The sequence below is a fragment of the Kribbella sp. NBC_00709 genome, from assembly GCF_036226565.1.
Classification (GTDB): domain Bacteria; phylum Actinomycetota; class Actinomycetes; order Propionibacteriales; family Kribbellaceae; genus Kribbella.
Window position 1 is genome coordinate 2,772,578 of the sequence record NZ_CP108996.1, and the last position, 19,410, is coordinate 2,791,987.

Annotated in this window: 21 protein-coding genes; 9 read left to right on the forward strand and 12 right to left on the reverse strand. The window is 68.3% G+C overall.

Translation table 11 applies throughout. The features are described from left to right. The first annotated feature begins 60 nt into the window (after window positions 1-60). A complete protein-coding gene (locus tag OHA18_RS13615; RefSeq protein ID WP_329004425.1) occupies window positions 61-564 on the forward strand; it encodes an Lrp/AsnC family transcriptional regulator in 504 nt (167 codons plus the stop codon). 2 nt (window positions 565-566) lie between these two features. Here the strand turns inward: OHA18_RS13615 and OHA18_RS13620 are convergent, their stop codons facing one another. The 3 genes from OHA18_RS13620 to OHA18_RS13630 form a co-directional block, all read right to left on the reverse strand. Continuing rightward, window positions 567-1,586 (reverse strand): LLM class flavin-dependent oxidoreductase, encoded by a 1,020-nt coding sequence (locus OHA18_RS13620; RefSeq protein ID WP_329004426.1) that lies wholly within the window; start codon window positions 1,584-1,586, stop codon window positions 567-569. 127 nt (window positions 1,587-1,713) lie between these two features. Then, window positions 1,714-2,241, reverse strand: coding sequence for an NADPH-dependent FMN reductase (locus OHA18_RS13625; RefSeq protein ID WP_329004427.1), 528 nt, complete (start codon window positions 2,239-2,241; stop codon window positions 1,714-1,716). 45 nt (window positions 2,242-2,286) lie between these two features. Beyond that, window positions 2,287-3,396: a M4 family metallopeptidase gene (locus OHA18_RS13630; RefSeq protein ID WP_329004428.1), complete on the reverse strand. Its 1,110-nt coding sequence runs from the start codon at window positions 3,394-3,396 to the stop codon at window positions 2,287-2,289. A gap of 126 nt (window positions 3,397-3,522) precedes the next feature. Here OHA18_RS13630 and OHA18_RS13635 point away from each other — a divergent pair, with 126 nt between their 5' ends. Next, entirely contained in the window at window positions 3,523-5,760 is a 2,238-nt protein-coding gene (locus OHA18_RS13635) for a HelD family protein (protein ID WP_329004429.1), read from the forward strand. A gap of 97 nt (window positions 5,761-5,857) precedes the next feature. On the opposite strand, the gene OHA18_RS13640 is transcribed toward OHA18_RS13635, so the two are convergent. Beyond that, window positions 5,858-6,430, reverse strand: a complete 573-nt coding sequence (locus tag OHA18_RS13640) for a hypothetical protein (protein WP_329004430.1) — start codon at window positions 6,428-6,430, stop codon at window positions 5,858-5,860. A gap of 266 nt (window positions 6,431-6,696) precedes the next feature. Here OHA18_RS13640 and OHA18_RS13645 point away from each other — a divergent pair, with 266 nt between their 5' ends. The 3 genes from OHA18_RS13645 (at window position 6,697) to OHA18_RS13655 (ending at window position 10,637) form a co-directional block, all read left to right on the forward strand. After that, on the forward strand, window positions 6,697-7,290 hold the full coding sequence (locus OHA18_RS13645) for a hypothetical protein (protein ID WP_329004431.1): 594 nt from the start codon (window positions 6,697-6,699) through the stop codon (window positions 7,288-7,290). A gap of 35 nt (window positions 7,291-7,325) precedes the next feature. Continuing rightward, window positions 7,326-8,087 carry a M23 family metallopeptidase gene (locus OHA18_RS13650; RefSeq protein WP_329006102.1) on the forward strand — a complete coding sequence of 254 codons (762 nt, stop codon included), beginning with the start codon at window positions 7,326-7,328 and terminating at the stop codon, window positions 8,085-8,087. Window positions 8,088-8,174: 87 nt separating this feature from the next. Then, window positions 8,175-10,637, forward strand: a complete 2,463-nt coding sequence (locus OHA18_RS13655) for a glycoside hydrolase domain-containing protein (RefSeq protein WP_329004432.1) — start codon at window positions 8,175-8,177, stop codon at window positions 10,635-10,637. Here OHA18_RS13655 and OHA18_RS13660 read toward each other — a convergent pair. Further along, window positions 10,634-11,083 carry a YdeI/OmpD-associated family protein gene (locus OHA18_RS13660; protein ID WP_329004433.1) on the reverse strand — a complete coding sequence of 150 codons (450 nt, stop codon included), beginning with the start codon at window positions 11,081-11,083 and terminating at the stop codon, window positions 10,634-10,636. The genes OHA18_RS13655 and OHA18_RS13660 overlap by 4 nt on opposite strands. Window positions 11,084-11,174: 91 nt before the next feature. Between OHA18_RS13660 and OHA18_RS13665 the strand changes: the two genes are divergently transcribed. After that, on the forward strand, window positions 11,175-11,540 hold the full coding sequence (locus tag OHA18_RS13665) for a VOC family protein (protein WP_329004434.1): 366 nt from the start codon (window positions 11,175-11,177) through the stop codon (window positions 11,538-11,540). Between the two features lie 251 nt (window positions 11,541-11,791). On the opposite strand, the gene OHA18_RS13670 is transcribed toward OHA18_RS13665, so the two are convergent. Further along, on the reverse strand, window positions 11,792-12,022 hold the full coding sequence (locus tag OHA18_RS13670; RefSeq protein ID WP_329004435.1) for a hypothetical protein: 231 nt from the start codon (window positions 12,020-12,022) through the stop codon (window positions 11,792-11,794). 193 nt (window positions 12,023-12,215) lie between these two features. Then, window positions 12,216-12,980 (reverse strand): SDR family NAD(P)-dependent oxidoreductase, encoded by a 765-nt coding sequence (locus OHA18_RS13675; RefSeq protein ID WP_329004436.1) that lies wholly within the window; start codon window positions 12,978-12,980, stop codon window positions 12,216-12,218. Between the two features lie 94 nt (window positions 12,981-13,074). Here OHA18_RS13675 and OHA18_RS13680 point away from each other — a divergent pair, with 94 nt between their 5' ends. Continuing rightward, window positions 13,075-13,692, forward strand: a complete 618-nt coding sequence (locus OHA18_RS13680) for a MarR family transcriptional regulator (protein WP_329004437.1) — start codon at window positions 13,075-13,077, stop codon at window positions 13,690-13,692. Window positions 13,693-13,861: 169 nt separating this feature from the next. After that, the gene (locus OHA18_RS13685; protein WP_329004438.1) at window positions 13,862-14,224 is read left to right on the forward strand and encodes a VOC family protein; all 363 of its coding nucleotides are present in this window, start codon (window positions 13,862-13,864) and stop codon (window positions 14,222-14,224) included. Here the strand turns inward: OHA18_RS13685 and OHA18_RS13690 are convergent. After that, window positions 14,218-15,030 (reverse strand): DUF3152 domain-containing protein, encoded by an 813-nt coding sequence (locus OHA18_RS13690; RefSeq protein ID WP_329004439.1) that lies wholly within the window; start codon window positions 15,028-15,030, stop codon window positions 14,218-14,220. The genes OHA18_RS13685 and OHA18_RS13690 overlap by 7 nt on opposite strands. Window positions 15,031-15,123: 93 nt before the next feature. Continuing rightward, complete coding sequence (locus tag OHA18_RS13695; protein ID WP_329004440.1) at window positions 15,124-15,600, reverse strand: N-acetyltransferase; 477 nt, start codon at window positions 15,598-15,600, stop codon at window positions 15,124-15,126. A gap of 48 nt (window positions 15,601-15,648) precedes the next feature. Between OHA18_RS13695 and OHA18_RS13700 the strand changes: the two genes are divergently transcribed. Next, complete coding sequence (locus OHA18_RS13700; protein WP_329004441.1) at window positions 15,649-17,190, forward strand: LCP family protein; 1,542 nt, start codon at window positions 15,649-15,651, stop codon at window positions 17,188-17,190. On the opposite strand, the gene OHA18_RS13705 is transcribed toward OHA18_RS13700, so the two are convergent. From OHA18_RS13705 to OHA18_RS13715, 3 genes are all read right to left on the reverse strand, one after another. Continuing rightward, window positions 17,187-17,954 (reverse strand): SDR family NAD(P)-dependent oxidoreductase, encoded by a 768-nt coding sequence (locus tag OHA18_RS13705; RefSeq protein ID WP_329004442.1) that lies wholly within the window; start codon window positions 17,952-17,954, stop codon window positions 17,187-17,189. The two genes, OHA18_RS13700 and OHA18_RS13705, sit on opposite strands and share 4 nt — an antisense overlap. Window positions 17,955-18,020: 66 nt before the next feature. Then, a complete protein-coding gene (locus tag OHA18_RS13710; RefSeq protein WP_329004443.1) occupies window positions 18,021-18,734 on the reverse strand; it encodes a VOC family protein in 714 nt (237 codons plus the stop codon). Window positions 18,735-18,777: 43 nt separating this feature from the next. Then, window positions 18,778-19,362 (reverse strand): TetR/AcrR family transcriptional regulator, encoded by a 585-nt coding sequence (locus OHA18_RS13715; RefSeq protein ID WP_329004444.1) that lies wholly within the window; start codon window positions 19,360-19,362, stop codon window positions 18,778-18,780. Window positions 19,363-19,410 lie beyond the last annotated feature (48 nt).

Genomic DNA, 19,410 nt, shown 5'->3' on the forward strand with positions numbered 1-19,410 from the left:
ATTCGTCCACAGGGTCATCCACATGCTGTGGATTCTGTGGACGAGCCCTAGAATGAGGGCATGCCGAAGGATCGTCGGAGCCCGGGACCGGCTCCGCGGCCGCAGCCGAGTGCACTGCCCGGCGGCCTCGACGAGGTCGACCGGAAGCTGGTGCAACTGCTGACCGCCGACGGGCGGATGGCGAACAACGCGCTGGCCGAGGCGACCGGGATCGCGCCGTCGACCTGTCTCACGCGGGTGCGCTCACTGCGCGAGCGTGGGGTGATCCGCGGCTTCCATGCCGACGTGGATCTGGGCGCGCTGGGTCAGCCGCTGCAGGCGCTGATCGCGATCCGCATCGGCGCGCACTCACGCGACGAGATCGACCGCTTCCGGTCGAAGGTCCCGACGCTGCCGGGCGTGCTGTCGCTGTTCCACGTCAGTGGAGCCAACGACTATCTGCTCCACGTCAGCGCGGCCACTCCTGACGCGCTCCGGGAGTTCGTGCTCGACCACCTGACGGCTGATCCGGCGGTGTCCCACGCCGAGACCAGCCTGATCTTCGAGCACATCCGGGGAAGCTGAGATCAGCGCGGCTTGAGCCCCCAGGCCTGCGCGAGCAACTGGAACGAGCGGCGGCGTTCCGCAGGGTCGTGGATGTTGGTCGTGATGATGAGCTCATCGGCGCCGGCTGAGTTGGCTCGGCGGAGCAGGTCGGCGGCCACCTGGTCAGGCGTGCCGACGGACACCAGTCCGGCCCATTCCTCGACAGCGGCCTCTTCCGCCTCGGACCACGGGTAGTCCGCCGCTTCCTCGGGGGAAGGGAGCGGGCCCGGGCGGCCGGAGCGGAGGCGGAGCATGGACAGGGCGTTCGCGCGGGCAAGGGCCTGGGCGCGTTCCTCGGTCTCGGCCACGATCGCCGCGAGGGCGAGCATCGCCTGCGGCTCGCCGTCCTGCTCGAAGCGCTGGAAGTTCTCCTTGTACGCCGAGATCACGCCGGCCGGATCGAGCGTCCCGAAGTGCCCGGCGTACGCGAATCCGGTCCCGAGCGCGGCGGCCGCCTGACCGCCGTACGTGCTGGATCCGAGGATCCACACCGGCGGGAGCGGTACGTCGTCCGGCTGGGCGCTGATCGGCTCGAACGGATGCCCGGCCGGGAATCCCTCGACGTACGCGCGGAGCTCGGCGTACTGCTCGGTGAAGTCGTCAGCGCCGAGCGCCTCACGGCTGCGGCGCAGCGCGAGGGCGGTGCGCTGGTCGGTGCCCGGCGCGCGGCCGATGCCGAGGTCGATGCGGTCCGGGTACAGCCCGGCGAGGACGCGGAACGTCTCCGCGACCTTCAACGGCGAGTGGTTCGGCAGCATGATCCCGCCGGCCCCGACCCGGATGCTCGACGTCACGCCGGCGACCGCCGCGATCATCACCTCGGGGCTCGTGCTCACCACGCTGCGGATGTTGTGATGCTCCGCCAGCCAGTAACGGTGGTACCCGGCCGCCTCCGCGGTGCGGGCCAGCTCGAGCGTCTCGTGCAGCGCCTCCGACGGCCGGGTGCCTGTCGGCACCGGGGAGAGGTCGAGCACGGACAGGGGCATCGGTTCGGCGCTCACGCAGATGGCAACCGCGACTGCACTCGGCCTATTCCACGGATCCCCAGGACATCTCAATCGGCTGCGGCGGCGCCGGCTGAGCGTGCAGCGGCCGGCCGCGCCGCAATTGTGATGGGCTGGAGATCCGCTATCCGGGGTACGTCGTGTTCGCCCGGGCATCACGCAGTGATCGGGCCCACCAGGCGAGCTGCCGGAGCATCGCCGCCGCGGCCGCCGACGTAGTGGCGTCGGTGGGCTCGCCGTCGGCGGTGAAGTCCTCCTCGCGGAAGCCGAGGCTGTCGCGGATCGTGACCGCGTGCAGCTCGCCGAAGACCAGTCTGAGCTGCTCGGCGGCGCGCAGTCCGCCCGACCGTCCGCCGTACACCACGAACCCGACCGGCTTCGCGTACCAAGGCCGTCGTACGGCGTCGATCGCGGTCTTCACGTCTCCGGGGTAGGCGTGGTTGTACTCCGCCGTGACGATGATCACCGCGTCCGCGTCGCCGATCCGTCCCGGCAAGTCGGCCGGCGGAACCACGCTCAGATCGATCAGATCGAGCTTGAACTCGTCCGCCCGCTCGACCTCCCGCGCGAACCAGCGCGTCACCGCCGTCCCGAACCGCCCACGGTCGAGATTGCGCGTCAGCACGACGAGCCGCAGCGGATGAACAGTCACAGCAGGCGACGCTAATACCTCAATAAGACTTGAGGTCAAACCGTCTCATTCACGCGGAGTGCTCGGGGCGGGCGGTTGCGAGGGTGGCGTGGAGGGTTGGAGCTCGATCTGGGCGGCGTTCATGAGCCGGGTCTGGTCCTCGAGGACGCCGACGGTCTGCCAGGACTTGGTGACGGCAGCCAGCTGGGTGGACGAGTCGCCGAACAGGTCGCGGGCCGTCGTCTGTGTGGCTTCGGCGAAGTCCTTGAAGGTGGCCGTCTCGGAGAGGTTGCCCGACGTCAGCGTGCCGTACCAGATCTTGCCGGCGTCGTCGTACGCGTTCCCGCCGAGCTCCGTCGCGACCAGGTAGAACGCATGGTTCGGAATGCCGGAGTTGAGGTGTACGCCGCCGTTGTCGTCCTCGGTGTCGACATACCCGGACATGGTGGCCGGCTGTGGATCCTTCCCCAGCCGCGGATCGTCGTACGCCGTACCGGGCGCCTTCATCGACCGTAGCGCGACACCCCGGACGCCCGGCAGGAACAACCCTGCGCCGATCAGCCAGTCCGCGTCCGCCGCGCTCTGCCCCATCGCGTACTGCTTGGCGAGCGACCCGAACACGTCCGAGATGCTCTCGTTCAACGCTCCGGACTGACCGTCGTACGCGAGGTTCGCCGTGTACTGCGTGACGCCGTGGGTCAGCTCGTGCCCGGTGACGTCGATCGACGACGTGAAGTGCGCGAACACTTCACCGTCACCGTCGCCGAACACCATCTGCGCGCCGTCCCAGAACGCGTTCGCGTACCCGCGGTCGTAGTGCACCGTCGAGGTGAGCACGAGTCCGGCGCCGTCGATCGAGTCCCGCCCGAAGCATTCCTTGTACAGCGTCCAGGTCGCGCCGGTGCCGTCGTACGCCTGGTTCACCGACAGGTCCTGGCTCGGGTCGTCAACCTCGGCGCGAACCAGCGTGCCGGGCAGGTCGGTGCCGTTGTCAGCGTCGTACACCTTGCACTGCCGGCCGCCTGCTGCCGCTGCGGTCTCCCGGCCGGCCGCGGGCCGCGCGCGTAGCACTGCGTCGTGCTGCAGCGACTGCCGGAACCGGGCGCGGAGGCTGGGGTCACTCGCGGACCGCTCGAGCTGCTCGAGCAGGTACGGCGGGACGATCGAGTGGAACACCACTACAGGAAAACCCCGGAAAGGGATAAACTCAAGGATTTGTGGCTGCCGCGCAGTGTCATTTCCTGAACGACTGAAATGCGGCCTAGAAACCAACGGGACGTATTTTAACACAAGGGGTTTGAATTGCCGAATCCGGTCGACGCCGAACAGGCTCACCTGACCACGTTCTACGCCGCGCTCGACCGGGAGCGCGACCGCACGGACGCACGCACCGACGACGAGCAACTCGTCCACACCCGCAACGCGCAGGCCCTGCATCAGCGCGACGGGCGCATCCGTGACCTCAAACTCCGGCAGGCCCGGTTGAACGCCGCCGAGGAGGGTCTGTACTTCGGCCGCCTCGACACCGACGACGGCGAGATCCTGCACGTCGGCCGGATCGGCCTGCACGACGCCGACTACGAACCCCTGCTGGTCGACTGGCGCGCCCCGGCGGCGCGGCCGTTCTACATCGCGACCGCGGTGGCGAACCACGGCGTCGTACGCCGCCGGCACGTGCAGACCCGGCTGCGCCGAGTGATCGACGTACAGGACGAGCAGCTCGACCTCGGGCGGGAGGCGGCCGACCCGTCCAAGCCCGGCACCGGCGTCATCGGTGAGGCCGTGCTGATGAAGGCGCTCGAGGCGCGCCGGACCGGTCAGATGGAGTCGATCGTCCAGACGATCCAGGCCGACCAGGACCGGATCATCCGTTCCGAACTGCCCGGAATCCTCGTCGTTCAAGGCGGTCCGGGCACCGGTAAGACCGCGATCGCACTGCACCGGGCGGCATTTCTGCTGTACACACATCGTGAGCAGCTGGAAAAGCGCGGAATTCTCGTCGTCGGCCCGAATGCGGCGTTCCTGCGGTTCATCGGTCAGGTGCTGCCGTCGCTCGGTGAGGACGGCGTACGCCTGGTCACGATCGCCGAGCTGTACCCCGGGCTGAACGCGACCCGGCCGGAGCCGCCGGAGAGCGCCGAGGTGAAGGGCCGGACGGTGATGGCCGACGTGGTCGCGAAGGCGGTCGCCGACCGGCAATGGATCCCGGAGGAACCGGTCCGGGTCACGGTCGACCGGACCGATCTCACGCTCGACCCGTCGGTGTGCGCGGAGACCCACGCCCGGGTCCGCAATCGTGGCCTCACCCACAACCAGGCGCGACCGTTCATCCTCAACGAGATCACCGACTACCTCACGAACCAGTACGCCGAACTGATCGGCACCGACCCGCTCGATGGCGAGCAGTTGCTCGACGACTACGACCTGGCCGAGCTGCGCAAGGAGGTGGTCGCGGAGCCTGCAGTGCAGGCGCTGCTGGACCAGCTGTGGCCGTTGCTCAGTCCGCAGAAGCTGCTCGAGGAGCTGTACGGCGACGAGCGCCGGCTGGCGTCCGCCGCACCGCAGCTGTCGGAGCTGGATCGCGAACATCTGCTGCGGTACGGCGACGACTGGAGCCCGGCCGACGTACCGCTGCTCGACGAGACGGCGGAACTGCTCGGCGACGACGGCACCGAGGCGGCGCGGGAGCGGGCCGCGCGAGCGCGCGCAGTCGCTTATGCACAAGGCGCTTTGGACGTGTTGAGCGGTTCAGGGTCGACCGACTGGGACGAGGACGACGAGGCGGAGATCCTGACCGCGAAGGACCTGCTCGACGCGGAAGCGCTGGCCGAGCGGTACGAGGCCGACGACGACCGGACGCTGGCCGATCGCGCCGCCGCGGACCGGCGGTGGACGTACGGTCACGTGATCGTCGACGAGGCGCAGGAGCTGTCGCCGATGGCGTGGCGGGCGATCGCGCGGCGCTGCCCGCTGCGGTCGATGACGGTGGTCGGTGACGTGGCGCAGACGAGTTCGATCGGTGGCGGTACGTCGTGGGCGAGCGCGCTCGGTGAGACGTTCGACGATCGCTGGCGGCTGGCCGAGCTGACGCTGAACTACCGCACACCGGCCGAGGTGATGGAGCTGGCGAACGACGTACTGCGAGAGGTCGATCCGTCGGCGCGGGCGCCGCAGTCGGTCCGATCGACCGGGGTGAAGCCGTGGCACGCGGACGTGCCCGCGGCCGACCAGGCGATGTACGTGTACAAGATGGCGGCGGAGGAGACGGCGTACGGCGAGGTCGGGGTGATCACGTCCCGCAACCGGCTCGAGCTGATCCAGGAGGCGGTCGACGGTCTCGCAGGCGTCACCGTCCTCACCACCCGCGAGGCCAAGGGCCTCGAGTTCGACTCGGTGCTCGTCGTCGACCCCGACGGCATCGTGATCGAGTCGCCCCGCGGCCTCCGCGACCTGTACGTCGCCCTGACCCGCTGCACCCAGCGCCTGGGCGTCATCGGCGAGCTACCGGAGGTCCTCCACGACTCACTCGCCTGGGGTTAGCGGATCTCCAGCCCATCACAATCGACAATTCCTCGGTTGCCTGAGCGTGCAGCCGCCACCATCAGCTCAGTTGCGATGGCCTGGCGATCCGCAACGTTCAGTGATCGGCGCAGCAGTTCTGGTCGTGCTGGAGTTCACAGGGGATCAGGACGTCGTCGGCGGCGGGCTGGACCTGGAGGACGAGGCGGCCGTCGCGGCGTACCGGGCGGAGGAAGTCGAGGGTGTCGACCAAGGTGTCGTCCTCGACCGGAACGCCGCCGATGCCTTCGAGTTGATCGATGCCGCACCGGGTGCGCAGCTCGGCCGCGGGCAGTACTCCGTGCGCCTGCTCGTGACCGGGCCAGCAGACCACGCGTCCCGTCGTACCGAGGGCTGCTTCGACCGCGGCGACGTACGCACCGCGGACCAGCCGGCTCGGTCCCGCGAGCTCGGGCTCCGAGGCACCGGCGCGGGTGACGGCCAGACCAACGTTGCGGTCGGCAACGATTGCGCGGATCGGTTCGACCAGATCGGCGGCACTGGTGAGCGACACCGCGACGTGCGGACGGTCGCCGTTCGACACCGTATGGGTGACGGCGACAACCGGCTGGTCCACGGCGTCGATCAGCTCGTACAGCAAGTGGTCGGCAGCCGCCGTGTCCGAGCTGTCCGCATCGATCGCGATGATCACAACTAGTTCCTTACGTGGGCAGCACACCAATGGGACGAGTAGACAAGCTCGAACGTACTCCGCTTTCGCTCCCACCGGACCCCGCGCGATCATCACCCGTTTGCATGACCACCAGATGACACCAGTCCGCCTCGACCCGTAGACAACGCAGAGTGACGAGGCTTCAATGGCTGACGGGGGGAATCATGAATGGAGAACCGTATTCACGCACGCATTGTCACCGACGGAACGAGCGCGGTAACACGACACTGGCGGCCCTTGGAGGGGTGGCGGTCGGCGTCATCCTGGTGCTGCTGACCTGGCTCGTGGTGTTGATGACGAAGGACCATCCGGCGACGCGTGCCGCGGACACGCCGCCGTCGACGCCAGTCGCGGCAGCGTCGGCGCCTGCCGCATCCGGGCCGGTCTCGGTGACGACGCGGACCGTCGTACCGAAGCCGTCGGTGCGGGGGACGTCCAGTTCGGCGCCGGCGGTCGGGGATGTCCGGGCGTTGCCGGCGGGGCTGTTCTGCCGGGATCTGGACGCCAAGGGGTACAGCTATGTCGCGGCGATCGACTACTGGCGGCTGCACGGGCAGCCGAACCAGATGGATGCCGACCGCAACGGAATTCCGTGCGAGACGGTGTATCCGCGCAGTGACGTCGCGGCGTACTGGAACGGGCGCGAGATCAGCGGCGTCGTGTTCTGGTCGGCCGGGCTGTACTGCCGGGATCTCGCGGCGCGAGGTGCTTCGTACGCGGTAGCGGTCAGATATTGGTGGTACTACGGGATGCCGGATCGGATGGATGCGGACAAGAACGGGATACCGTGTGAAACCGTGTACTCATCCGCAGCGGTCAACGCGTTCTGGTATCCGTGACGCGGCGGGTCTGGGCGGTCTTTCTCGCGGCGGCGGTGGCAGTCGCCGGTGGTGGGTTGTTCGCGTTGTCGGCGGCCGGCGTCTTCGACCGGTCTCAACCCACCACCGCGCCATCGACCAGCGCATCCCAGACCCCAGCAACACAGCCTTCGCAACCGCCAAGCACTCCGAAGACGCCGACTACTCCAACACGGCCAAGCAGCCTTGCACAGCCAAGTAGTCCAGCTCTGCCACGCCCAACGGTTCGACCGTCTCAGCCGGCGCCGTCCCACCCGCGGTACGTCTTTCCGGTCGGCGGTTGCAGAGCGGACGCCTCGCAGAGCCACCACGACTACCCAGCCTCCGACATCTTCGCGAACGTCGGCTGCCTGTTCGTGGCGCCTGTGGACGGGCGGGTCGACGAGGTGACCCGGGTCGACACCTGGGACCCGAAGACCAACCGCGGCCCCGACCGCGGCGGCCTCTCGGTCTCCATCGTCGGCGTCGACGGAGTTCGGTACTACGGCTCGCATCTGTCCGCGATCGCAGCCGGGATCCACCCCGGACTAACCGTCCACGCCGGCCAGACCTTGGGCCGGACGGGGAAGACAGGCAGCGCCCGCGTCACCCCGCCCCACCTGCATTTCGGCATCAGCTGGCCGACGAAACCGGGTGCCTGGTGGATCCGCCGCGGAGCCGTCGCGCCGCAGCAGTTCCTGAACAGCTGGCACCACGGCGGCCAACTCTCGCCGGTGGATACAGTCGCGAAGACCCGACGCGCGTACGGCGTAGATCGCGGATGCCGCGCGTACTGCTGACGCGAGTGGTCTAGTCAGGTTGATTGGCCGCAGCGATCCGGAGTCGAAGAATGAGGGACCACCCGATCGCAGGAGGTTTCTCTGCCCATGAAACCGTCCAGATTGCTCGTCGCCGTGATGGCCTCCGCCATCGCCACTTCGCAGATTCCGTCGGTTGCCCAGAGCGCGGCACCGCACACCCAGGTGTGGGCCGCCCGCGCGTCGACCCACGTCTTCAAGGACTCGCTGCCGTCCGACACCGGCAGCAGTACGGCGCTCGCGCTCGACAGCGCCCGGAACGAGTTCGAGGCCGGCCAGGTCGTGATCCGCCGGGATCAGAAGTTCACGATCAAGCGGGTCAGCTTCACGCCGCTCGTCTCCGGCGCCAGCCTGATCCCCACCTCGAACCTGACCTACAACTTCGTCAAGTACACGTCGCTCAACCACAACTCGGTGTTCGGCGGCAACCAGTACGTCTACGCGCCGAGCCGCCCGGCGCCGGACGACTTCCCGGACGGCCTGTCCAACTCCCCCTCGACCACGGTCTCCGCAAATACAACCCAGCCGATCTGGGTCCGCGTCCACGTGCCGAAGACCGTGAACGGCGGCGTGTACCGCGGCCTCGTCCGGATCGAGACCGACCACGGCACCGACGTACTGCCGCTCTCGATCGACGTCCGCCCGGTGACCATCCCGGACGCGAAGGACAGCGGGTTCACCGACGTCGAGTGGACGCTGTTCTTCGGCACGGTCTCGTACCAGGAGCCGCCGGTCGAGACCATGCTCGCGAACTACGGCTACTCGCCGTTCACCCCCAAGTGGTGGAAGCTCATGGAGGACTATGCGAATCTCCGCCGCGACTACCGCAACAACGACCTCACGCTGCCGATGGCCACCCTGCTGAAAGCGGGCAACACCACGGTCGATGCGGACGGCACGGTGCACTTCGACTGGTCGAAGGTCGACCAGGTGGTGAAGTTCTTCACCGACCGCGGCACGGTCAGCCGGCTCGAGGGCTTCTGGGTGAACGGCGGCCCGAACTACTGGACGCACTGGGACGTCGAGACGCTGGCCCGCGACGCCGACGGCAAGACCGTGAAGAAGTACGTCCCGTGGACCTCCCCCGAGGCGGACAGCTGGATCCAGCAGTACGTCGGCGCGCTCCGGGACCACGTCAAGGCGATGGGCTGGGAGAGCAAGTGGTGGATGCACATCGGTGACGAACCGCAGGGCGACTCCGGCCGGGAGGGCTGGAACGGGATCTTCGACAAGGTGAAGGCGGTCTGGCCGGACGTGAAGGTCGGCGACGCCACCTTCCACGACCCGGTCGCGTCCGAGGTGAGTCAACGCGAGGACATCACGATCCCGAACCTGCTCAACTACGAGTCGAATCCGAAACCGTTCGACGACGCACGGGCCGCGGGCAAGGATCTGTGGCTGTACAACTGCAACATCCCGACGCTCGGGTTCCTGAACCGCTTCATCGACCAGCCGGAGTACTACCAGCGGCTGATCGGCTGGCTGGCCGCGGCCCGCAACGCGAACGGCCACCTGCACTGGGCGTTCAACAACTGGAACATCTCGATGGACGACGAGGACGTCAAGGGCGACTACTGGGTGGTGAATCCGGACAAGGAACACAACCTGCTGGAGCGGACCATCCGGCTGGAGTCGATGCGCGACGGGATCGAGGACTGGGAGGTCGTGTCGATCCTGAAGAAGACCCACCCGGACCTCGCCACCGATCTGGCCAAGGCGCTCGTCAGTACGCCGGGCACGTTCACCGGCGACGTCACCTACCTGGAGCGGATCCGCGCACTCGTCCTCGATGCGGCCGCGGGACGACCGATCAAAGCGCCCGAGCTCGCGGCGCAGGTCGCCACGGGCGCCGACCTCGGTTCGCAGTACCAGGTCGACGGGGTCTTCCTGAAGTGGGGCGCTCAGCATCCGGCGGAGTACACGGTCCAGACGTCGTACGACGGCGTGAGCTGGGTCGACGCTGCTCGGCGTACCGCGGCCGACGGCGGCGAGGACTTCGTCGGACTGAACGCGAAGGCGCGGTACATCCGCTTGCAGGCGGACGGGCTGGTCAGCTTCAAGGTGGCGGGGGCGCGGCTGCCGCAGCAGAATCTGGTCGGCGGGCGGACATACACGAAGTCGTGGACGCCGCCGGCCGGGTTCCCGGACTCGACCGGGCTGGAGTCGACCGACGGCGTGATCTCCGACAACTGGGGCGACGGGCGGCCGTATGTGATCCAGGGTGCGGACGGTGAGACGAAGTCGTTCGACGTCAGCTTCGACCTCGGCGCCCGGAAGACCGTTCGCCAGGTGGACGTCCAGGGGTACGTCGAGTTCTCGGGCTACCGCCCCGACACGGTGCGGGTGCTGACGAGCGACGACGGCGAACACTGGACCGACCGTGGCGGCCTGACCCGCCCGAACGATGCCTCAGGCAACCGTTTCGAGGTCCGCTTCGCACCGGTCCGCGCCCAGCACGTGAAGGTGGCCTTCACCCGCACCTTCACCAAGGCAGCCGACGGCGTGTTCCTCGACGACATCGAGGTCTACTAGCGGGCCCGCCCTTCGCGGAGCGTCCGGATCGACTTCTCGATACGCCGCTCGCGGGTGGCGTCGGTCTTGGCCGACGTCACCTGCAGCACGTGCCACTGCCGCTTGCTGTAGCTGAGCGTCTCCCAGAACGCTTGCGCACCGGCATCGGCTGCAAGCGCCGCGGCCAACGGCTCGGGCACCTCGAGCTCGCGCGGAGCCGTGTCGAGCGACACGTCGACCTCGAGCACCTCGCCGGGAGTGGCCCCAGCTTCGGTACGCCGCTCCGCGCTGAACCCGAGCAGGTACCGCCCGCCCATCCGCGCGATCGACGTCCGGAACGTGTACCCGTTGACGGTGACGCTGACCTTCGGCCGGCCGCCGCCGCCGAGCGCCTCGACGACACTCTCGGGGACCTCGAAACCGGCGGTGTTCTTTCCGGTGGACAACAGTTCGGCGCTGAACTTCATCAGTCCATCATCCGAGTCGGGCGGGCCATGTCGAGACCGGGGCGGTGGTTCCGACGTACCGACGTCAGCGTTCAGTCGAAGAGGAGAGATCGTGGCGAAGCCTGTTCTGAACAGTATGTTGATCGGCAGTACCGACGCCGAGCGGTTGAAGGCGTGGTACCGCGACGGGTTCCAGGCCGACGTCGACGGGTACGGGAACCTGAACCTCGGTGGGTTCGGTCTGGTCATCGAGCAGCGCGACGACGTCGCCGCGAAGACCGCGGAGCCCGGACGGCACATCGTGAACTTCGGGGTCGAGGACATCGAGGCGGCTGCCGCGCACCTGCGGACGCTCGGCGTCGACTGGCTGGTGCACCCGGAGGACCGCGGCGTCGGCTGGTTCGCGACGCTGATCGACCCGGACGGCAACTACGTCCAGCTCATCCAGATGAAACCGGAGTACTTCGCAAACCTCTGAAACAAAGAAGTCCGCACCGGACCTGGGGGATCCGGTGCGGACGATGAGGTTTATTCAGTTGTTTCAGGCGCATTTGTACAGACGTGCAGTGCTTATCAGAGAAATGGCGGCAAGCGAGGGGCAGAACGCCCTCACTCGCTTGCCGCCCAAAACCGGTGCCTTCAGGTTGATCGAGGTGAGGTGCTCGACCTGGTCACGTTCCGGGTGGGTTGTCTGGTGAGATACGGAACGCGGAAGGCGCCGGAAGTTTCTCAGCGGGGCGCTACGTCCCACATGCGCTCGCCGGGCAGGGGGTCGGGGAGCTTGTCGACGTCGGGCATCGGGTCGTTGGTGACCCGCAGTCCGGCGAACCGACGGCTCATGGCGTCTGCGTACCGCTCGGCCAACGCCGGCTCGGCGTTGTAGTCGGCGATGACGTGCTCACCGAACCAGACACGGACGCGTCGGCGCTCAATCGTCTGGATGGCGGTGGCGGTTGTCACTGGTCCTCCTGGCTGATACTTCGAAGGGTGGACGGCCTGGAAAACGCGGGCGAGCGCGGTGCCGGTGCGCCGTGTTGTGTTCACCGTCACGTCAGATCCAACGGAGTACGGCGAGCCGAGGTCACGCCCGAATTCAGAAATTCCCAGCTTTTTCGGAACCGGCCGGAACCCAATTCTTCGTCGCTATGTTCGATTACCCGAACGGGCCGCGCACGGAGACGCCGCCGTCGAGCACGATCTGCTGCCCGGTGATGTACGACGACGCACCCGAGGCCAGGTAGACCACCGCCTGCGCCACCTCCTCGGAGCGACCGAACCGGCCGACCGGGATCTCCTCGACGACCTCGGCGTCGACGTTCGCGTTGGCGACCGCGGTGGCGATGGCGCCGGCCGCGGCGACGTTCATCCGGATGCCGTCGCGGGCGTACTCGGCGGCGACCGTCCGGGCCAGGCTCAGGATGCCGGCCTTCATCACGCCGTACGCCGCCTGCTCGGGAGCGGCCATGAAGCCGGTGACCGATCCGACGCTGACGATCGTGCCGCCGGTGCCCTGGTCCAGGAAGACCCGCAGCGCCGCTCGGACCGCGCGGGCGACGTACCGGAGGTTGACCTCGTAGATCGTGTCCCAGTCCGCGTCGGCCATCTCGTGCAGCTTCACCGCGGGCACGAACGCGACCTGCCCACCGACGACGGTGACGAGTACGTCGAGTCCACCGAGCCGCTCGACCGCGGTCGCGACCATGGCCTCGATGTCGCTCGCCGAGCGGACGTCACCGGACACCGGGTACGCCGTACCGCCGCGCGCCCGCACCGCCTCCGCCGCCTCCTCGGCACGGGCGAGGTCGAGGTCCGCGACTACGACCGCCGCACCTTCGTTGCCGAAGGCCTCTGTCGTCGCGCGACCGATACCGCCGCCACCGCCACCGATGACCAGTGCTCGTTTCCCGTTCAGCTGCATGGGCGGAGACTAAGCCAGCAACATCATGAGATTCATAGGGTTTCCTCAGGAAAGACACGCCGAAGCTGTCGGAACGGCTCCGTACGCTGGAGGCGTGACCATCGAAGACGCTGGAATCAGGCCACAGGAATCCGCCGAGGAGCGGGTCGTGGCAAAGGCCCTTGTGGTGCCGGAGCGGGTCATCGGCGGCGTGGTGCCGTCACCCGTCCGGCCAGGGCCAACGGGGATCGCGGCCGTCCAGACCGAGCACCTGATCGGCGACATCGGCGACGCTCTGCGGCTGCTCGACGCGGTGGAGCGCGTCCGCGGCCATGCCCACCCACTCATCCTCGGCCTGCAGCAGGCGGTCGGGATGAAGATGCCGGCCGCCCTGGTGCTGAATGCGGTCGCCAACGGCCGCACCACCGCGGACGAGGTCTCCCAGCAGGTCGGGATCACGCCCGGCGAGGCGGAGCTGGCGATTGCCGACCTGGAAGCGCTCGGCATGGTCCGGACCACTCCGGCCCTGGCCGTCACCTCGATGGGTCAGGCCCGGCTGTCGCAGCTCGACGGGCTCACCGTCCGCGTCCTCGACGTCATCACCGGCATCCTCGGCCCGGCCGACGCCGCCCACCTGGTCCGCCTCCTGCACACCGTCGCCGACGGCCTCGAGTCCGCCTCGGTAGCAGCCGCGGTCAACGACGCCCTCCCGCAGGTCGTGTCGCACAACTAGGGCGTGTCTCCCGCTCCCACGCCGTAGCGAGCAGGTGCTCGGCGGAGTGCCTCGGCGTGCCCGCCGAGTGCCGCGCAGTAGGCGTGGGAGCGGGAGACACGCCCTCGTGTCGAAATCCCACCGTGGGTCTCGACGTAGCTGGTGTCAGGCGAGCTAGGGAGGACATCAGATGTTGCACGACAGCAAGGCGTTCAGTGGGTTCTCGGTGGACGACATCGGGAAGGCGAAGGCGTTCTACGCCGACACGCTCGGGATCGACGTCGGCGAGGAGAACGGCATGTTGCGCCTGAAGGTCGCGGGTGGCACCGCGATCTTGGTGTATCCGAAGTCCGACCATGTGCCGGCCGAGTACACCGTGCTCAACTTCCCGGTCGACGACATCGAGGCGACCGCGCGTGAGCTGACCGGCCGCGGTGTCACGTTCGAGCATTACAACAACGACCAGGACGAGCTCGGGATCTACCGCGGCCAGGGCCCGTTGATCGCCTGGTTCAAGGACCCGGCGGGCAACGTGCTGTCGATCATTCAGTGAGGGATCGGGTCGTCGTACTGACCTAGCCTGCCGGTGTAGCGGACGCCGTTCAGGTAGGGCCAGGCGTACGCCGTACAGCCGTGCAGGCCGAGGGTCTGCTGCTGCATGACCGGGGCCGGCCGGCCCGGCCCCGGGCACAGCTCATGGCCGTTGCCGAGCCGGTGGCCTGTCTCGTGGTTGATCATGTACTGCCGGTACGTCGTCAGCGATGCGCCGAAGTTCGGTACGCCGTGCGCCCAGCGGGCCACGTTCAGCACGACCCGATCCCCGATCCGGCAGCTCGTGTACCGGTCCGGCGCCGCACCACAGATGACGTCCCGCGTCTGCGGCGTCACCAGCATCAGCGTGAAGTCCGGGCTCGTCCCGGGCCCGACCTGCTGGAACCGCCACTTCCCCTGGGACGCCCACCCCTGCGCCGCTCCGTACGTCGTCCGGACGAACCGCGCGAACGCGGTCCGGTCGACCCCGGTGATCCCGCTCTCGATCGCGATCTGGAACTTCATCAGCCTGCCGCCCCGCCCGATCACCGTGGGATCTCCAGGCAGTACGGCGTACGACCGCGGGCCGGCGATCGGGTACGAGATGACCTCGGCAGGCTTGGCCGGAACCGCGGGTCGGCTCGGCCGCGGCGCGACGGCCGGCGACTGCAGTGCCGGCTCGGTCGACTCGGCCGAGGCCGGTACGACGTGCCGGTCCGGGTAGCCGCGCCGGGCGAAAGGGCTGGCGGGCAACTGGGACAACACTCCGAGCACGACCACAGCTGTGATCGCGAACCCGATCGTCCTGGCAACACTCCAGCGGCGCATTCCGGTGAGCTCCTCACACCGCGCCCGGTCGGGCGCGTCCTCACTGACTTCTTGCCACTGTGCCCACAAACCCTTCTCCGCGCACCGGCCGCACTACGCCTTGGCGGTCCGGAACCTCAGCGACGGGTACTTCGCCTCGACGAACCCGAGGTCCCGGTACAGCTCGATGCCGTAATCGGTCGCGTGCAGCTCGACCTGACCGACGCCGGTCTCGTTCTCGAACCAGTCCATCAGCGCGATCACGCAGGCGCGCGCCATACCGCGCCGACGGAAGGCTGGCTCGGTGCTGACGTTGTACAGGTGGCCGCGGATCGTGGTCAGGTCACGCGGACCCGGCGGGTGGACGAAAACGTTGCCTGCGGCCCCGGCGACGACGCCGGCGTCCGGGTCGTCGACGACGTACGCCGCGAACGTGTCCGGTGACGCCAACTGTCCGGCGAACCACTCGACAGCGGTCGCCTGCCACGGTCCGTCGATGTCGTTGCCCATCGCCTCGAGCATCAGCCCGCGTAAACGGACCAAGGACTCCGCGTCGTCCGCCCCAGCTCTTCGTACCTGAATGTCGCTCACAGCATCAATCCTGCCAACTTTTTGCCGAGTCAGTGAATCGAAGAGGGCATGGCCCCGAGCAGAGCGCAGCGAGCGTCGCGTAGTAGCCGAGCACGGAGAGTACAGCCGAGGCGACGCTCGGCGTTCGCCGCGCTGGCGATCGCCATCCTCGGTGTGCTGCTCCCCGGTACGGCGTACCTGGTCGCGCGCCGGCCGCGGCTCGGGTCGGCACTGATCATCGCGAGCCTGACGCTGTACGGCGCGGCGGCGTACCTCGGCCTGCGCAAACGGGACGCCGTGATCTCGTGGGCGCTGGATCCGAAGCTGTTGCTCTGGATGATCGCCGGGCTCAGCGCGATCGCTCTCGTCTGGATCGTCGTCCTGGTCACGTCGTACAAGATGCTCCGGCCGCTGGCCGTGGGACCGGGGCCGCGGCTGCTCGGGGCGATGGTGATCGGCGTGGTCTGCTTCGCGATGACCGTGGGTACGGCGAGCGGCGCGCAGACGCTGATGGCGCAGCGGAGTCTGGTGAAGAAGGTCTTCCCCGGCGGGAAGAGCGCGACCCGGCCGACGATCAGCGCCACGAAGGACATCTGGCAGCAACTGCCCCGCTTGAACGTGATGCTGCTCGGCGCCGACGACGGCGACGGCCGCCAGGGGACGCGGACCGACACGGTGATGGTCGCGAGCATCGACACCAAGACCGGCAACACCTCGCTGATCTCCCTGACCCGGAACTTCATGCGGATGCCGTTCCCGGCCGACTCGCCGCTGCACAAGATCTACCCGACCGGCTTCTGGGACCCGAGCGTCGATCCCAGCAAGGAGCAGTCGGAGTTCTACCTGGACGCGATGTACCGGAACATCCCGAAGCAGCACCCCGGCATCCTCGGCCCGTCCGACAACGAGGGCGCGGACATCCTGAAGCTGTCCGTGGGCGAGGCGCTCGGGCTGAAGATCCACTACTACGTGCAGGTCGACCTGGCCGGGTTCGCGAAGCTGGTCGAGGCGCTCGGCGGGATCACCGTGAACATCAACTACCCGGTGCCGGTCGGTGGGAACGACGACAAGAAGATCCCGCCCAGCCGGTATCTCCAGCCGGGACCGAACCGGAAACTGAACGGGACCGACGCGTTGTGGTTCGCCCGCGGCCGGTACGAAGTGCCGACGGCCGACCTCGCTCGCCAGACCCGGCAGCGCTGCACGGTCAAGGCGATCGTCGAACGCGCGACGCCGCAGAACGTGCTCGCCAACTACCAAGCGATCGCGCACGCCGGCGAGCAGCTGATCCGTACCGACATTCCGCCGAAGCTGCTGGGCGCCTTCGTCACGCTGGGCGAGCGGGTCAAGACCGCGAAGATCTCCAACGTCGACCTGGACAAGCAGAAGAACTTCCCGAACGGCCGCAACCCGAACTACGCCGGGATGCGGGAGATCGTCGCGCAGGCGCTCGACCCGGCCCGCCGTACGACGTCGCTGCCGCGCAAGACCACGACGACCAAGCCGTCGACCGCGACCCAGCCCCGCAGCACCACCAAGCCCAGCACCACCAAGCCCGACACCGGCGACCTGACGTCGGCCTGTGCGTACAAGCCTGGTCCGCCCGGTTAGGCGTACCGGACGCCCAGCCCGCCGTCGACCGCCCAGTTGGCGCCGGTGACGAAGGCGGCGGCTTCGGATGCGAGGAAGCAGACGACCTCGGCGACGTTCTCCGGGGTGCCGATCCGGCCGAGCGGGTGGACGCCGAGCGCTTTCTCGCGTTCGCCGGGGATGGTGTCGAAGAACTCCTCGAGCAGGTCGGTGGAGATGTAGCCGGGGCTGACCGCGTTCACCCGGACGTTGTGCGGGGCAACGTCCAGGGCGAGCGAGCGGGTCATCCCGACCAGGCCGGACTTCGCGGCGGCGTACGGGAACATGCCGGCCGTCGTCAGCTTCGAGTGGATCGAGGCGATGTTCACGATCGAGCCGTGCCGGCCGTCGATCATCGACGGCAGGACCTGGCGCGACATCAGGAACGCGCCCTTCAGGTCGACGTCGAACACGTCGTCCCACTCGGACACCGACATCTTCGCCGGGTCGGCGTACGAGTTCTTGCCGGCGTTGTTGACCAGCACCGTGACGGAGCTGCCGAGGTCGTCGGTCAACTTGGCGACCGCCTGCCGGACCGACACCTCGTCGGTGATGTCGCCGACCGCCGCGGCCACCTTGGCGCCGCTCTCGGCGAGCTCCGCGGTGGTGGCGGTCAGCTGGTCCGCCAGGATGTCGACGAGCCCGACCGCGGCGCCCTCCGCCGCTGCCTTGACCGCAACCGCCCGGCCGATCCCGCGCGCGGCGCCGGTCACCAGCACAACCTCGTTCGCCAACCGTCCAGTCACCGACGTCTCCTCAACCTAGGTCTGCTGAAACCCTAGTCGGAGGTGGAGTCGCGTCTCTCGGTTGTGTCAGCGAGCGGTCAGGATGCAGAACTCGTTGCCGTCCGGATCGGCCATCGCGATCGCCTCGCCGTCTTCCTGCCCGCTGTCGAGCCGTGTCGCGCCGAGAGCGACCAGCCGCTCGACCTCGGCCTGGACGTCCGAGCCGGCCGAGGGCACGAGGTCGAAGTGCAGCCGGTTCTTCGGCGCCTTCGGGTTCACCGGCGGGCCGCCCCAGGAGATCTTCGATCCGCCGTCCGGCGACTGGATCGCGGTCTCCTCGTCCTGGTCCCAGACCAGCGGCCAGTCGATCGCCTTGCTCCAGAAGTACCCGACCGCCTGCGTACCGTCGGACGACACCGCCCCGATGACCCCGGTGTTGGCGAGGAAGTTGTTCCCCGGCTCGATGACACAGAGTTCGTTGCCCTCGGGATCAGCCAGTACGACGTGCTTCTCCTCCGGCGATTGCCCGATGTCGATGTGCTGCCCGCCGAGCTCCAACGCCCGCGCGACCGTCGCCTCTTGTTCCTCCAGCGACTGACTGGTCAGGTCGAAGTGCATCTGGTTGGCGCGATCCTTCGCCACATCACTCTGCAGGAACCGCAGCCGGAACACAGCTCCGTCAGCGGGCAGCAGGGAGGTCCCGTCCGCACCGGCCTCGCGACCGAGCACGCCGGCCCAGAACCGCGCCAACCCTGCCGGATCCTTTGCATCAATGGACAATGCGTAGAGCTCGACGCTCATCAGGAACTCCCATCTGCCGGGCTTCCACCGTATGGCCGGTCGATCAAGCGCCGCAAAGAGATTTCGCCGCAACCCTGGCGTGCTGGTCCGCAACCGAACGAGACATGGGCCGCCGGAGCAGGACCAGCTGGTGGTACACCGGACCCGTCGCGGTGAGGAGCAGTTGATGCGCATCCGTGCCGGCCGGGATCTCGCCGCGCGCGACGGCCCGCCGTACGACGACCGCCGTGCGCTCGTAGCGGTCCACCCAGAACCGCGTGAGCGCCTCGGCGGCCTCCGGCGTACGGAAGGAGGCCGCGATCACGGCCTGAGTGATCGACGGGCGAGCGGTGAGGGCCGCGTGCACCTCGCGGTTCACTGCGATCAGGTCGCCCTCCAGCGACCCCGTGTCGGCAGGCTCCCAGGAGTCGTCTGCGCCGGCCCGCAGGAGGTCGACGAGCAGCCCGGCCACGGTCTTCCAGCGGCGGTACACCGTGGTGCGGTGGACTCCGGAGCGGGCCGCGACCGCGTCGATCGTGAGCCCGTCGTACCCGTGCTCCGCAAGCTCCGCCTCGACCGCGGCGAGCACCTCGGACCGGACCCGGGCGGTCCGGCCACCCGGCCTGGTTGCGCGATCGGTCGCGGTCATGGCATCATCTTAACGCAACATTCATCGCATTAGGGAGCAGCCCAGTGA

Coding starts and splice junctions, on each gene's coding strand:
- OHA18_RS13690 (WP_329004439.1), bottom strand. CDS start 15,030: ATGCGCCGCTGGAGTGTTGCCAGGACGATCGGGTTCGCGATCACAGCT.
- OHA18_RS13710 (WP_329004443.1), bottom strand. CDS start 18,734: ATGAGCGTCGAGCTCTACGCATTGTCCATTGATGCAAAGGATCCGGCA.
- OHA18_RS13615 (WP_329004425.1), top strand. CDS start 61: ATGCCGAAGGATCGTCGGAGCCCGGGACCGGCTCCGCGGCCGCAGCCG.
- OHA18_RS13675 (WP_329004436.1), bottom strand. CDS start 12,980: ATGCAGCTGAACGGGAAACGAGCACTGGTCATCGGTGGCGGTGGCGGC.
- OHA18_RS13655 (WP_329004432.1), top strand. CDS start 8,175: ATGAAACCGTCCAGATTGCTCGTCGCCGTGATGGCCTCCGCCATCGCC.
- OHA18_RS13685 (WP_329004438.1), top strand. CDS start 13,862: ATGTTGCACGACAGCAAGGCGTTCAGTGGGTTCTCGGTGGACGACATC.
- OHA18_RS13715 (WP_329004444.1), bottom strand. CDS start 19,362: ATGACCGCGACCGATCGCGCAACCAGGCCGGGTGGCCGGACCGCCCGG.
- OHA18_RS13660 (WP_329004433.1), bottom strand. CDS start 11,083: ATGAAGTTCAGCGCCGAACTGTTGTCCACCGGAAAGAACACCGCCGGT.
- OHA18_RS13700 (WP_329004441.1), top strand. CDS start 15,649: ATGGCCCCGAGCAGAGCGCAGCGAGCGTCGCGTAGTAGCCGAGCACGG.